Origin of the sequence: Oceanobacillus oncorhynchi, assembly GCF_000821065.1 — a bacterium.
Taxonomy (GTDB): Bacteria; Bacillota; Bacilli; order Bacillales; family Amphibacillaceae; genus Oceanobacillus; species Oceanobacillus oncorhynchi.
Genome location: NZ_CDGG01000001.1, coordinates 4365725 through 4379945 on the forward strand (window position 1 = coordinate 4365725; position 14221 = coordinate 4379945).

16 protein-coding genes are annotated in these 14221 nt (G+C 38.6%); 2 read left to right on the forward strand and 14 right to left on the reverse strand.

Translation table 11 applies throughout. From position 1 onward, the window contains the following. Positions 1 to 169 precede the first annotated feature (169 nt). Positions 170 to 1378, forward strand: a complete 1209-nt coding sequence (gene ylbJ, locus BN997_RS20925; protein ID WP_042535215.1) for a sporulation integral membrane protein YlbJ — start codon at positions 170 to 172, stop codon at positions 1376 to 1378. 95 nt (positions 1379 to 1473) lie between these two features. Here ylbJ and coaD read toward each other — a convergent pair whose 3' ends face one another. From coaD to BN997_RS20960, 7 genes are all read right to left on the reverse strand, one after another. Beyond that, positions 1474 to 1956: a pantetheine-phosphate adenylyltransferase gene (gene coaD / locus BN997_RS20930; protein WP_042536352.1), complete on the reverse strand. Its 483-nt coding sequence runs from the start codon at positions 1954 to 1956 to the stop codon at positions 1474 to 1476. Between the two features lie 3 nt (positions 1957 to 1959). Continuing rightward, entirely contained in the window at positions 1960 to 2529 is a 570-nt protein-coding gene (gene rsmD, locus BN997_RS20935; protein WP_042535217.1) for a 16S rRNA (guanine(966)-N(2))-methyltransferase RsmD, read from the reverse strand. 296 nt (positions 2530 to 2825) lie between these two features. Further along, the gene (locus tag BN997_RS20940; RefSeq protein WP_042535218.1) at positions 2826 to 3098 is read right to left on the reverse strand and encodes a YlbG family protein; all 273 of its coding nucleotides are present in this window, start codon (positions 3096 to 3098) and stop codon (positions 2826 to 2828) included. A gap of 117 nt (positions 3099 to 3215) precedes the next feature. After that, a complete protein-coding gene (locus BN997_RS20945; RefSeq protein ID WP_042535219.1) occupies positions 3216 to 3653 on the reverse strand; it encodes a YlbF/YmcA family competence regulator in 438 nt (145 codons plus the stop codon). A 171-nt stretch (positions 3654 to 3824) separates the two neighbouring features. Next, on the reverse strand, positions 3825 to 4058 hold the full coding sequence (locus BN997_RS20950) for a YlbE-like family protein (protein WP_042535220.1): 234 nt from the start codon (positions 4056 to 4058) through the stop codon (positions 3825 to 3827). Positions 4059 to 4068: 10 nt separating this feature from the next. Further along, on the reverse strand, positions 4069 to 4491 hold the full coding sequence (gene ylbD, locus BN997_RS20955; RefSeq protein WP_042535221.1) for a spore coat protein YlbD: 423 nt from the start codon (positions 4489 to 4491) through the stop codon (positions 4069 to 4071). A 372-nt stretch (positions 4492 to 4863) separates the two neighbouring features. Then, positions 4864 to 5931 (reverse strand): CAP domain-containing protein, encoded by a 1068-nt coding sequence (locus BN997_RS20960; protein ID WP_042535222.1) that lies wholly within the window; start codon positions 5929 to 5931, stop codon positions 4864 to 4866. Between the two features lie 311 nt (positions 5932 to 6242). Here BN997_RS20960 and BN997_RS20965 point away from each other — a divergent pair, with 311 nt between their 5' ends. Continuing rightward, positions 6243 to 6608 carry a YugN family protein gene (locus BN997_RS20965; RefSeq protein ID WP_042535224.1) on the forward strand — a complete coding sequence of 122 codons (366 nt, stop codon included), beginning with the start codon at positions 6243 to 6245 and terminating at the stop codon, positions 6606 to 6608. A 794-nt stretch (positions 6609 to 7402) separates the two neighbouring features. Here BN997_RS20965 and BN997_RS20970 read toward each other — a convergent pair. The 7 genes from BN997_RS20970 to cyoE form a co-directional block, all read right to left on the reverse strand. Beyond that, positions 7403 to 7858, reverse strand: a complete 456-nt coding sequence (locus BN997_RS20970; RefSeq protein WP_042535226.1) for a DUF420 domain-containing protein — start codon at positions 7856 to 7858, stop codon at positions 7403 to 7405. 228 nt (positions 7859 to 8086) lie between these two features. Beyond that, positions 8087 to 8992, reverse strand: coding sequence for a cytochrome c oxidase assembly factor CtaG (gene ctaG, locus BN997_RS20975; protein WP_042535228.1), 906 nt, complete (start codon positions 8990 to 8992; stop codon positions 8087 to 8089). A 207-nt stretch (positions 8993 to 9199) separates the two neighbouring features. Then, the gene (gene ctaF, locus BN997_RS20980; RefSeq protein ID WP_042535229.1) at positions 9200 to 9520 is read right to left on the reverse strand and encodes a cytochrome c oxidase subunit IVB; all 321 of its coding nucleotides are present in this window, start codon (positions 9518 to 9520) and stop codon (positions 9200 to 9202) included. Positions 9521 to 9523: 3 nt separating this feature from the next. Continuing rightward, positions 9524 to 10147, reverse strand: coding sequence for a cytochrome (ubi)quinol oxidase subunit III (locus BN997_RS20985; protein WP_042535231.1), 624 nt, complete (start codon positions 10145 to 10147; stop codon positions 9524 to 9526). Position 10148: 1 nt separating this feature from the next. After that, complete coding sequence (ctaD, locus tag BN997_RS20990) at positions 10149 to 11996, reverse strand: cytochrome c oxidase subunit I (RefSeq protein WP_042536354.1); 1848 nt, start codon at positions 11994 to 11996, stop codon at positions 10149 to 10151. A 42-nt stretch (positions 11997 to 12038) separates the two neighbouring features. Further along, positions 12039 to 13121, reverse strand: a complete 1083-nt coding sequence (gene coxB, locus BN997_RS20995) for a cytochrome c oxidase subunit II (RefSeq protein ID WP_042535233.1) — start codon at positions 13119 to 13121, stop codon at positions 12039 to 12041. A 65-nt stretch (positions 13122 to 13186) separates the two neighbouring features. Beyond that, positions 13187 to 14131 (reverse strand): heme o synthase, encoded by a 945-nt coding sequence (gene cyoE / locus BN997_RS21000; RefSeq protein ID WP_042535235.1) that lies wholly within the window; start codon positions 14129 to 14131, stop codon positions 13187 to 13189. Positions 14132 to 14221 lie beyond the last annotated feature (90 nt).

Genomic DNA, 14221 nt, shown 5'->3' on the forward strand with positions numbered 1-14221 from the left:
CTAGCATTATTCTACTACTTCCTACCATAATTGTACAGAACGAGACTTCATAACAGGAAGATAAAAACAGCATGAAGATGCTTTCTTCTAACGAATAAAGGATGTTCAAAAAAACGAATTAAAATAATACATCCATTTTTTAAACACGCACTAATAGGGGGACATCAGATTGAAGCAAAAGCTGAAAACACTAGGCTATGGCGGCATATCCATTTTTTTGTTTTTTAGTTTAATACGTTTTCCAGATCAAGCATTAGAAGCAGCCATCCGTGGATTAAATATGTGGTGGGAGGTCGTATTTCCATCTTTGCTTCCTTTTTTCATAACCGCTGAATTATTATTAGCTTTTGGCGTTGTGAAATTTCTAGGCATTTTATTTGAACCGATCATGCGGCCGCTTTTTAATATCCCCGGTGCCGGCAGCTTCGGCTGGATTATGGGAATGGCCAGCGGTTATCCTACCGGTGCCAAAATAGCAGCAAGACTCCGTGAAGAAAAGCAAGTCACACAGATAGAAGCTGAAAGATTAGTGTCTTTTACCAATAATTCAAGCCCGCTCTTTATATTCGGTGCCATTTCTGCAGGCTTTTTTTATAATATCAAACTGGGGCTTCTATTGGCTGTGTGTCATTACGGAGCTAATACGATCGTCGGGGTTGTTATGCGTTTTCATGGCAGAAAGCAGGAAAAGCAGATTACCAAACAAAAGAGACAGCCCTTTTCACTGAAAAAAGCATTTCAAGAGATGCATCGAAATCGGTTAAGAAATCCCCGGCCTTTCGGAGAAATATTAGGGGATGCGGTATTAAATTCGATTCAGACTCTTGTGATGGTCGGAGGATTTATTATTCTCTTTTCCGTTCTTATTAAATTGCTTTTCCTGATGGACATCACATCTTTTATATCTGCATTTATTGAACCGATTTTCCCTGTTTTTGATCTGCCAAAAGAGCTGGGACTTCCATTTATTTCTGGTTTATTTGAAATTACCGTCGGATCAAACTTAATTTCACAGGTCACCACGGATTCTTTATTACAAAAAGCAATTTTGATCAGCTTCATCCTTGGCTTTAATGGATTATCCATCCAAGCACAGGTAGCCAGCATCTTAGCCAAGACAGATATCCGTTTCTACCCTTATTTCTTCGCCCGGCTTTTACACGGAACTTTTGCTGTGATTTTAACTATTTTATTATACAAACCGTTATACCTGGAGCGAATCGTTTTTCATTCTAACGAGATTCCTGCCGGCACAATACAAGAGACCCCCATCGGGATACAAATATACTATCTATTACAGGCAATTGGGCCAAGCCTGACAATCATCAGTTTAGGGGCTGCTATTTTCATCCTTATTAATAAAGTCAGAAAAAAATAATTCTTCCTAAAGAAGAAGAAAGAGCCGCTTGACCGCTGACTCTCTCTTCTTCTGAAAATATGTAACGAATGAAATCCGCGTCCGTTCGTTATTTTTTATTGATTATATTTCTGCTTCAGTGCCGTTTCCACCACTTCTGGAACAAGACCAGAAATATTTCCCTGGTATTTAGCCGCTTCCTTTACCATACTTGAGCTTAAAAAAGAATATTTTGTGTTTGTCATCATAAATAAGGTTTCCACATCTTCGTTTAACTTCCGGTTCATCGACGTAATCTGCATCTCATATTCAAAATCACTGACTGCCCGCAATCCTCTAATAACTGCAGTAGCTCCTACTTCTTCCGCATAATCCATGAGTAATCCGCTCGAAGAATCGACCCGTACATTTGGCAGGTCCTTCAATGATTCTTCTAATAACTGCATTCTTTCTTCTACTGTAAAGAGTGGAGATTTGGATTGATTATTAAACACGGTAACTACTATCTCTTCAAACACTTTAGCACCACGTCTGATAATATCCAGATGGCCATTCGTTACCGGATCAAAACTCCCGGGGCATATCGCTAATTTCCTCATCATTTATGCTTCCTCTCTTTTATCTGATTGGTAAATCGTTACTTGAACTAAACCGCCATAATCTGCTTGTTTGATTGCTTTCAAGGATTTATACGTATCCGGCAGCATGTTTGTCTTATCATGCTCACAATAGACAATCGCATTCTTATTCAGCATTTTGCTATCGAGAAGATAATCAAGTAATTTCATATAATCTTTACTTTTATACGGCGGATCTAAAAGCACTAAATCAAATTGTAATTCTCGTTTAGCGATGGCTTTTAAAGCACGCTCTGCGTCATTTCGATAGACCTCTGCCTGCGCTTCTAATTGGAGCGATTTCAAATTTTCTTTAATGATTTGAACTGCCTTGGGATGTTTATCTACGAAAATCACCTTAGACATGTCTCTGCTTAATGCTTCGATTCCCAGAGACCCGCTTCCCGCAAATAAATCTAAAGCTAGCCCTCCTGAAAAGTAAGGACCCATTACTTGAAACACAGCTTCCTTTACTTTATCAGAAGTCGGTCTTGTAGACTCACCAGCTGCACTTTTTAACACTCTTCCTTTATGTATTCCTGCTATAACGCGCACTTCTGAATCACCTCAGCTTCTTTTAGCTCGTCAATAGTCTACCACGATTCGCCGCTTTAGCAAATTATTTTTATTCGTTATGTATATTATTTTTTACTTTGTCTATACTATCATAATGATTCAGCTAAATATGATTTAGTTGAAACGGAAGAAGGCTTATTCTTCCCCATAAGCTCTTCATCCGGTTTCTCCTCTCCCTTTAGCCTTTTATTTTTCATAAAAATAAAAGGACCTGCAGTAATTTTGACTGCAGGTTTTTTCTTTTTATTTGATATATTTCTTTTTAGACGTCTTCTTTAAATTCCCATTTTATAATCGTATTGCTTCGCTTTATCCGGCTTCGCGTTTTCATAGTTTGTCGGAATAAACGGCTTTTGAGAACGTTCCACTTTAGAAACAAAAGCAAACTGATTAAATTTTTTCTCAATAGCATCAATATCCTCGCGATTAACGTAAATAACCGCATAACGATGCTTTTTAGATACGTGAATAAGATGACCATGTTTTTTTAGCTGCCTGACATTCTTCATATGTTGAAACCAGACAACAATTCCTTGTCTTTCTACCATGCTGTCATCCCTCCTTTTATTTCTATATGTATAAAGCAGGCAGTCCGCTTTCTGGACCCTGCTCTACGTCTTATCACAAATAACCGTCTGGAACCCCCTGCGGAAGGAAGTTTCATTTTACGAGGCACAGCCGCAAGCTCCGCCGCTGCCGCAGCCACAGCCGCTGTCTGTTAACGCTGCACCGTCTTTAGGAGCTTTAATTTGCTCACTGACACTCTCTGCTACGAACTGGCTGACTTCATCCAATAAATTTTGCAAATTTCTTTCAGCAATTTTAAAAGCAGCTACTTTGTCGTTCAAATCCATATCCCTTTTTTTGGAACGGACCTGCTTCATAATATCATAATAATCCGGATGATATCTGCCGAACCGCTGCACATCTTCATAGTGCTCTTTAACATCTGCAAATGTTCTAATCAGCCTCTGTGCTTCTTTATCTTCATCCAAAACTTTCTTAGCCGATTGGTATTGCTGCATGATATCGGACTGCAGGATCATTTTTCCGACATGCTCCGACTCATCTAATATATCTACATATTCCATTGTAGCAATCATTTCCACACCTCCGCGAATAAATGAATAAATGTAAACAAGAGAAACAATCTCTTAGTAAGGTTTATGCCATTTCCTATTAAAATAGATGTTCTTTCATTTTACTGCATCCTCAATTAATAGTTATCCTTTTTATCATACCATTTTATTATTCGAAAGAAAACAGAGCTGACTTCAATCTTTCATCGATTTAGCCATCTCTGCGAACATTCTTACCATTTGTAATTGATTCGAGAAGGTATTCACTTTTTGAGGAAATGTTTTTCCATAAAATTTTTTTGCTTCTTTTTTCAATTCTGTCAGACGGCCGGGGTCACGCATCAAATAACGATACCAAATAGGATGATATCGGACAAATTCAGCAAGTTCCGGATTTTTTCTAAGGTAGGCAATGACGTCATTATCCATGTTATCCCCTCTAATCTTTTCTTAGTGAAAAAGGAGCCCGGGGCGCTTTATTAGCGGAAGGCTTTTTCATATCACCAATCATTTCCTGAACAACACCAATCGCTTTACTTAATTGTTCGATTTGTCCATGTACTTTTTCCGAATCTAAGTTTTGCGTATAGTCTACAATCTGCCGGATAATATCGGAATGATCCGTTTTCTTACTTTTTTTGCTTTCTTGATTTGTTGATTCGCCCTGACTCTTTGATTCTGTTTTTGCCGCTTTATCTTCCGTTTTATATTCATCCCAAAACGGGTCATCTTCATCTAAAATTGCCCACTTTTCATAAAACTCCTGCCATCCCCTACCGCTTTTTCTGATTTCCTCCAACAACTTAGGATGGCGGTTCACAAAGGCTTTAAATGCTGCAACACTAGGATGTAATTGACTCATTTTTTTCACCGTCCTTTTTACACTTTAGGGGCATACAGTTATGAAAGCTACAGTATGTGCATGGTTTTGTTGGAACGAGTAATCGCGATTCTACTACCAGTCCCATTGAAAGTAATCCTTTATTTGTGAGGCTCAGCCTGCTAAGCGTTATTTATAACTTCCTACAATAACCTATGTAAATCGGTTGAAAATGTGCTATCGGCTTATTATTTTCTGTACAAGAAAACTAGGTATACCGCTTGTTTTTTAAAATACCGGTGTTCTCGCCAAAGAGATGTCCGTTGGAGCGGCTATCCTTACTTTATTACTCTACAAAAAATAAAGAAGCCACAGGTGTGCGGCTTCTTTCTCTGTTAAACAAACATAAGTACGTTAAAAAGGTTTTCCTAAGAAGTTCTGTGTATAATAAAAGCGGTATACACCCACTCCAAGATAACTATATTCATCACTTAGTAATGCTTCCCGGTGACTTTCACTGTTTAACCAGCCCTCCATTGCCGCAGGAGCGTCCGGATATTGCGCTGCGATATTTTCTCCAGCAGCAACATAGGCAACCTGTTTTTCCTCCAGACGTTCTCTTAAACCATCTCCATCTAAACTAACATGAGAAAAATAATCATTCTCGTACATATCTTTGCTGTGGTCATATGCAACAAGACTTACTTGATCATCCCATTCTAAGTGCGGCAAGTCATGTTTATAACGCATGATATTAGAAATATCAAAAACCTGCTGCTCCATCCCTTCCTGAATTTCTCTCCATTCCTCTTCATTAAATTCAGGCTGTTCAGGCAGATCTCCCTGATATTCAATTTCATATGGCCTTTGCAATAAAAGCGCATCTCCTGTAGAAATCCTCATAGACGACAACGTTTCTGTAAACGTATCAAAATAAAATTGAATAAAAGTAGAGTCACTTATTTTCACCAGCGGTCTCGTCTGAAGGTCTTCTGTGTTTAACCGGAAAGTAAACGAAGAATCGCCATCCGTATAAGTTACTTCATTTAAAAAAGGAAATGTATCTGCCACTTCGATATAATCCGCTCCAGAGTCAATTGGAGATATCTCTAAATTATCCCCAATGGCATAAACAGATACAATCTCATCTTCTAAAATAGCAAACTGACCATATTGGCTTTCCGAGTCATTATATACATACCATTCATAATTATATGCACTAACATCAATTCTGTCCGGTTCTCCCAGTTCTTCTGTAAGTTCATTTGACGTCTTTCCTATCCATTGATATAAATCGCCTTCTAAATTCATCTGAGGAAGCTCTGCTGCTGTTCCTTTAGGCTCTATCGTTTCTTCATCCTCATTAAGATGGGACGCTGCTTCTCTTACAACCTCTACAGGTGATGAATTCATCTGGTATATAACAATAAATACAAGGAGTGCAATAATCATGATTATCATTACATTACGAAGCCTTTTCATGATTGGAACCCCCATCCAGCAGATAAATAAAACATTATCAATGCATGTTCAAAAAGCAGCCGGCGATTTCCGATAGGCGGGTGCCTGCATCCTTCTTTCCTATCTGATACAACGCGTCAGCTAAAGCGATTGCTGTTTTATCATTCGGGGACTTTTTGAACTTTCTATGTATAATCTACTTATCTATTTTATACCCTATTATCATAATATTATACCCTTTCTTTGCTATCGTCCATGGTTTCTATTGCATCTATTACCGTTTCGTATTATCCTTAAATTAAGCAGAATATTATTGATGAGGTGAAAGTAAAATGAGATTTGAAAACACTGGGATAGAAGACACAATTATTGATGTACAGGTACTGGATCACGTAACAGCAAATCTTGCCTTTATCCGGGCCGGGCAATGGGATTATGAACGCGTTACCTATGATTACAAAATCGGATCCAACGAAGAAGGTATTACATACTATATCCGCGTGCAAGGTTATGCTATCGAAGGTGATGTGGATAAGCGCAACGCCGTTATTAAATTAATGACTCCTTTACTTGGTAAACATTATTATCCACACGGCGTTGAGTATGGCGAAGAAGAGAACTTTCCTGAAAGCGTTGTAGAAAGAACGAACACATTACTCGCAAAACTTAGCGACGAACTGCAATATTACAAAAAATAAAAAGACACCATTCAAAAGAGCTGACATATTATCTCCAGTTAATATGTCAGCTCTTTTTATATTCTGAATGATTTAATCAGATAAGAAAAACCAAGAATACCACTTGTTAAAACATCGGTGTTCTCGCCGAAGAGATGTCCGCTACGGGAAGTCGCTTTCCGCGGGCAACGTTCAGCCACACGGTAAGAAAACCGCTTCCTGCTCAGGTCTACCTGTTTCTTTTCCTGCAGGAGTCGACAACATCCGCTCCCATCTAAGAAGAATTATGTTTTATTTGCTTTTTATAAAGAAATGACACTAATACTAGCGACGGTTTTGATGGGGCGAGTAATCGCATTCCCAGTGGGAAGACCCCGCAGGAAAAAAAGTGACCTTCTTTTTTTCTACCCGCAGGGCATAAGTGCGACTTTAGCTTTGTCTGCGCCTGTCGGCTTGCCAATCACTAAGTCTTCTTTTCACCCTCGGGGCATAAGTGCGACTTTAGCTCTGTCTGCGCCTGTCGGCTTGCCAATCGCTAAGTCTTCTTTTCACCCTCGGGGCATAAGTGCGACTTTAGCTCTGTCTGCGCCTGTCGGCTTGCCAATCACTAAGTCTTCTTTAAAGGAGATGAGCTCGGGGCCCACGGAAAGCGGAGTGTGTTTCTGGGGCCTAAGATTACTCACCCCATGAAACCCGTTGGAGCGGATATATTCAGCATTTTTTATATACTTTCTTATTCTTCAAAAAAGGATACATGCTCCTTTATAAAGCACTGTATCCTTTAAATGCTGCCTATATATTATCCCATCCGCAGATTAAAAACCAAGAATAGCTTTAATCATACTCGTGGTTTCACCCGGATCGTACATTACATATAGAAATATATAAACAAGTATCCCCGTAATCGCACTGAAAAACCAAATAATACTTGTTATCGGGCCGATTTTACGGTGTTTCTTAATATTCCGCTTAAATGCTAATACAAGCGTTACAACTCCAAATACAGCTCCAACTGTAGCTAAAATAATATGGAAAATCAGGAAAATCGTAAAGTAAGTCTGTATACTTTCAGGTCCTCCAAAGCTTGTATTTCCTACAAATACGGTACGTGATACATAAATAATGAAGAAAAGAAGGGCACTGACAGCTGCTGATATCATCACAGCTTTATGTTCTTTTCTTTTATTTTTAACGATTAAAACCCAGCCTATTGCTACAAGTATTGCACTCAAAGCAATAAAAAATGTACTGATTGTTGGTAGTAAATGCATTGCTTTATCCTCCAGTATTTCTAATTATGCGTTCTAAAGTTCTCAGAAAGTTTGAAACCATGCCCATACAGTGACATTTTTAAAGCGTGCTTATGTCTCCGTATAACGATAATTATATGAACACAGATTGCAGCCATATATTATAGATGTTTAAGGCTTTGCCCTCCCGTTATATACGCTACATACTTTCTATCCTTTTACTTCAGCTCCACTTCTAAATATCTCTTTTCAATGTGATTCTGCTGGTTTTGCCGGCAACGGATCAATCGTGTTTTTTTCTTTGTTAACCCAAGAAAAAATAATTGTTGCTAAAACCCCTCCATAAGTAATTTCCTGAATAACCTTCATGATAATACCGCCGAGCTGCTGATCAATCAGTGTACTGAGCGGTGTAAACATTTCCGGTCCAGTTAAACCGGGAGCAAGTCCCTGTAAAACATCTGTCGGTACACAAAGACTCATCGCCTGCATCCATGCTCCTCCTTGTGTATAGGTAGCGTAAAGAGGTTCAGGTGCAAAAATAATCAATACACAGGCCGGTGTGATTAATACACTATTTGCAAAAATATAACCTATTTTTAATAGCGGCTGCATCCGGTCGAATTCCTTTAAAGGGGCCAGCAGCGGGAAAAACATAAAGAAGGCTGCAATTAATAGAATCCCGTGAATCACCGTATGAATGACTGGCGAAGACTTTGCAAACTCAAAGAAAGATGGTATATGATAAAGAGAAAATAAACCATTAAACAGCAATAAGGATATTAACGGTTTTGTACCTATTTCCACAATCGGTCTAATAACAGGCCGGTCAATTGCTTTTCGCCATAGCCAGGAAGGTATCCCTTTGATAACCAGTATCGGGATAATCAGCAAGTAAGCAGCCATTTGAATCATGTGAGCAGTCAGCGTTATATGTGAGAGTAAATCAATTGGAGCGCCTTTTACTAAGTATAAACACACTATTGCCGTATAAAAAGAAATCTGCTGCTTCACAGGAACTTTATCATGATTGCCAAACTTATGCCGGTACGGTCCTGTAATTAGAAAATAAGCTAGTGCAATAAGAGCTGTAAATATCATAAAGTAAGGGCTCCATAATGCCCGAAACCCGAATATTTGTATATCTAACCACATACCTAATCATCTCCAGTTTAGTCTACTTTATCTATTATACCTTAAAATAAACAAGAATTCTCTAGTGGGATTGTGACGATTTTAAAACATATCTTTCTATTTTACGCACTATATTTTCCATATGATAAACAAAACGCTATGATGATTTAATAAATAAATCATCATAGCGTTTGTCATTTCAAAAGGATTGATTTCAATTTGTCTTACTTACCACCAAGTAATGATAGTAAAAGTCAATGCTACCATCACTGTAATAAAAATTCCCCCATAGATAATCTGGGCAGGTACCTCATGTCCTTTATCCTTTAAGTGCATAAAGTAGAAAAACTGAAACCCTACCTGTACAAAGGCAAGAAGCAGTAATATTGGAATAACATACGTAGATGGTACCTCTAACATAACAAGAGCAAATGCAACTAAGGTAAAGAAAATCATTAAAGCAAAGCTGACTACCATTTTTTGCATTTCTTCTTTATTCTTTTGCTTTTGGAACGAATTAATTTTTCTTGTACTCATTTCATCTGTCATAAATTAACTCACCATCCCCATCAGATAAACAACTGTAAAGATGAATACCCACACTACATCGATGAAGTGCCAATATAGCGCAAATGTATTAAATTTTGGTGCATTATACAAATCCAGTCCTCGCTTCGCATTGCGAACCATCAATGTAATAATCCAAGATAATCCGAATACAACGTGCCCGCCGTGGAAACCAACTAATGTATAGAAGGCTGATCCAAATGCAGAAGAACGAAATGTAAACCCATAATCATGAATATAATGTGCAAATTCATAAATCTCACACGCAAGGAAAGCAAGACCTAGTAATGCTGTAATTCCCATCCATAGCTGCATCTTTTTAAAGTCATTATTTTTCATGTGATAAATAGCATACACACTTGTTAAAGAACTTGTTAAAAGCAAAACTGTCATTAAGAATACCAGACCCAGGCCATATAATTCCTGCGTTGTCGGACCGCCTGCAGCAGAATCTTTTAAGGCAAGGTACGTACCAAACAAACAGGCAAAAAGAACTGTCTCGCCACCAAGGAATATCCACAAGCCCATAAATTTATGTTTACCTTCTGTTGTTGCTTTTGAAGGATCTTTTGGCATATTCTTTGGATCAATGGAATGATCATGACTCATATTAATCACCCACCCTTTCTAGTTCTTCTTTAGAAATATGATGTCCGTGGTCATCTTTTAATGAACGGATTAACATACTGATTAATGCAATTGCCATTCCTGCATATACAGCAATTAGCCAATATTTACTTTCTGTTTGATAAATAAAACCATAGGAAGCAATCGTAAACCCAATAGTCATAATGAAAGGGAGAATAGACCCATTAGGCATATGAATTTCATCTAATGGTTCTGCCGGAGTCACTTTTTTATTACCTTCCGTTTTTTCAATCCATAATGGATCTAACCCGCGAACTAATGGCAATTGTTTAAAGTTATAATGGACAGGCGGGGATGAAATTGCCCATTCAAGTGTGCGCCCGCTTCCCCAAGCATCGCCAGAGGCTTTTTTCCCTTTGATGGTTGTGTAGATTATATTAATCAAAAATACAATAACACCAAATGACATAAAGAAAGCACCAATGGTACTGATTAAGTTACCTGTATCCAGCCCTTGATTTTCCAAGAATACCCAGTAACGGCGTGGCATCCCCATTAAACCTAAGAAATGCTGAATAAAGAATGTTAAATGGAACCCAACAAAGAATGTCCAAAACGATAACTGTCCTAACCCTTCGTGTAAATACCTGCCAAACATTTTTGGCCACCAATAATGAAGTCCAGCTAATATACCAAACACTGTTCCACCGACAATAACATAATGAAAGTGTCCAATAACAAAATAAGTGTCATGATATTGATAGTCAGCAACAGCTGAAGCAAGCATAACACCAGTCATTCCTCCGATAGTAAATGATGGAATGAAAGCTAATGACCATAACATTGCTGTATTGATTTTGATACTGCCACCCCAAAGGGTAAACAGCCAGTTAAATATTTTTATTCCCGTCGGAACAGCAATTGCCATCGTTGCTACTGCAAAGATAGAGTTTGCAACTGGCCCCAGGCCAACTGTAAACATATGGTGAGCCCACACCATAAATCCTAAAAATGCAATTAAAAATGTCGCAAATACCATTGCTGTATATCCAAACAAACGTTTCTTAGCAAATGTCGGGAAAACCTCACTAAATACACCAAAAACCGGTAAAATCAAAATGTATACTTCCGGATGTCCGAATATCCAGAATAAATGCTGCCAAATGATAGCATTCCCGCCTAATGCAGCATCGAAAAATGCAGAACCAAACATGCGGTCAAACATCATTAAAAATAATCCAACCGTCAATGCAGGGAAAGCAAATAGTATTAAGATACTAGCCACAAAAGTCGTCCATGTAAACAATGGCATCCTCATATAAGTCATACCCGGTGCGCGCATTAAAACAATCGTAACAATAAAGTTGATTCCGCCCATTAATGTTCCTGCTCCGGATAATTGCAGCCCCATAATGTAGAAGTCAATCCCATGACCCGGTGATTGTATTGACAAAGGAGCATAGTTGGTCCAGCCGGCATCGGGTGCACCAGTAAACCAGCTAAGGTTTAATAACAATCCTCCAAATAAAAACAACCAGAAACCTAAAGAGTTTAGAAACGGAAACGCAACGTCACGCGCTCCAATTTGCAGCGGCATAATAAAGTTCATCAATCCTAATAATATTGGCATTGCTGCAAGAAAAATCATCGTTGTACCATGCATGGTAATCATTTCGTTATAAAGCCCTGCACTAATAAAATTATTCTCTGGTGAAATAAGTTGAATACGAATAATTACAGCTTCAAGACCGCCTAACAGGAAAAAGAATCCTCCGCCTGCAAGGTATAGAATACCGATCTTTTTATGATCGACAGTTGTCAGCCAATCCCATAAGGTAGCCCCGAAACCGCTTTTTTGAGCACTAGTCATACCCAAATTTTAAACCTCCCTTTTGTAACAGTCATTCACTTTTTAATCTCCTGCGTTTTCAGGTGTAATTTCTGAAGGCTGTAATTGCAATAGATATGCTGCAATACTTTCTGCTTCATCTTGATTCAGCTCTGGATATTGACCCGTCATTTGGTTGCCCGGCTTAATAGATTCAGGATCCATTAACCAGTCTACAAGGTTCTCCTCGTTATGCTCTAACACACCGGCAACATTGGAACGGTCTCCAAAGTTTGATAAATTCGGTCCAAAAGGTCCGTTATTCTCTGGGCCAGCTTCAATGCCGGAAGCAGCTGCATCTGTCGCATGACAATTCATACAGTTATTTGCTTCAAATAACTCTTGACCTTCCTGAGCATCCGCAGTTTCAGGTTCTGCTTCTGCATCTATGTTCTGCATATCATCAACCCACTGTTCATACTCTTCAGGTGAAACAGCAATGACTTTAAAGTCCATTAATGAATGCGAAGGTCCGCATAGCTCAGCACATTTGCCCCAGTACACACCTTCCTCGTAAGCTTCGATATACATTGTATTTACATTCTCTGCATTGACATCCATTTTCCCGGAAATTGATGGAACCCAGAATGAATGAATAACATCAGAAGAGAGCATATGTAAATAAACGCGCTCGCCTGTAGGGATATACAGGTCTTGACTTGTTTGAACTTCTTCTCCAGGATACTCAAAATGCCACCAATATTGATTTCCTTTTACATTAACATTGATGAGTTCATCTGCACTGGAGTCATCTGCCAAATCAAAAGTCGCCAGAACAGTAGGCACAGCAATAATCAACACCAAAATAATCGGGATTACTGTCCATATTACTTCCAGCTTGTGGTTCCCTTCCACCTGCTCAGGAATATGGTCTTCCTGTCCTTTTTTTCTGCGAAAGCGAACAAGTGTAATCACATAAATCACCATAACCACAATAAACACACCTGTCATGATCAATGTGGTCAAAATAATAAGATCCATGGCTTGTTCTGCGCCGTAACCTTTAGGCTTTAGTGCAGTCAGATTTTCGATTCCGCAGCCCGCAAGAAATAATGCAAGTAATGTGAATACGAAAAATACTTTGGTTTTTCCCATCCAACCTCTCATGTAAGAATACCTCTCTTTCTTCTTGTTCTTTCCTTTTATATTTAAATTTTAAGGAATAACAATCATTAATTAAATATCGGCAGTGTGACAATAATCATTAACGGAAAAAGAATTGTTAAATAATTCAAGGAAAATATAAATACTAAATTAGCCCATTTCATATCCTTCTCCGTAAACAGCCCTATAAAACCAATCACCAGCCATGCGATATTCAATATTGTTGCTACAATTGTAAATGTTAAGCCCAGTGTAGGAAGCAAGAATAACGGCAACGGTAAAAGACAAGCGATATAAACATTGATTTGTCTTTTCGTTATGCCCATGCCTTTAACCACTGGCAGCATCGGTACTCCAGCCGCCTTATATTCTTCTTTTTTCTTCATTGCCAAGGCAAGAAAATGCGGTGTCTGCCATATAAACATAATTAAAAACATGATAAGCGGAACCACATGAAAAGAAGGATCGACTGCTGCCCAGCCAATCACAGGAGGCATTGCACCAGACAAGCTTCCAATAGCCGTGTTTAATGTGTATCTTCTCTTTGACCACATGGTGTACAATACGACATAGCCAAACCAGCCAATAAAAGCAAATAATGCCGCGTACCAAGTGGTAAACATCAATACTGCGAGTCCAAGACTGCTGACAACTATTCCCATTACCAGTACTGCCCGCAATGAAAAGAATCCGGTCACAGTTGGTCTTTTCTTCGTTCGGGACATTTTGGGATCAATATCTACATCATACCAGTTGTTCATAATGCAGCCGCCGGCAATTACTAAAGCACTTCCAATTATCATCAAAAGAAATATTCCCCAATGATTGCTAAAGGAGGCGTTCGTTAAAGCGATAGCTACTAAAAAACCTGTAATTGCCGTAATCAAATTAGAGTTGACAATTCCGATTTTTATAAGCGCCTTCACTTCTGACAGAAAAACAGTTATTTTTTCTTTGGTTGAAATGGTTGTGTTACCGATCAGCTCCGAGTAAGTCATATCTACTTTATCCATAATTTCCCCCCTTCGCACCAGTAGGAAGACATAATAATAAACAGAATACACGCATTTGTTTCTATGTATTCCGTTTCCAACTTTAATTAT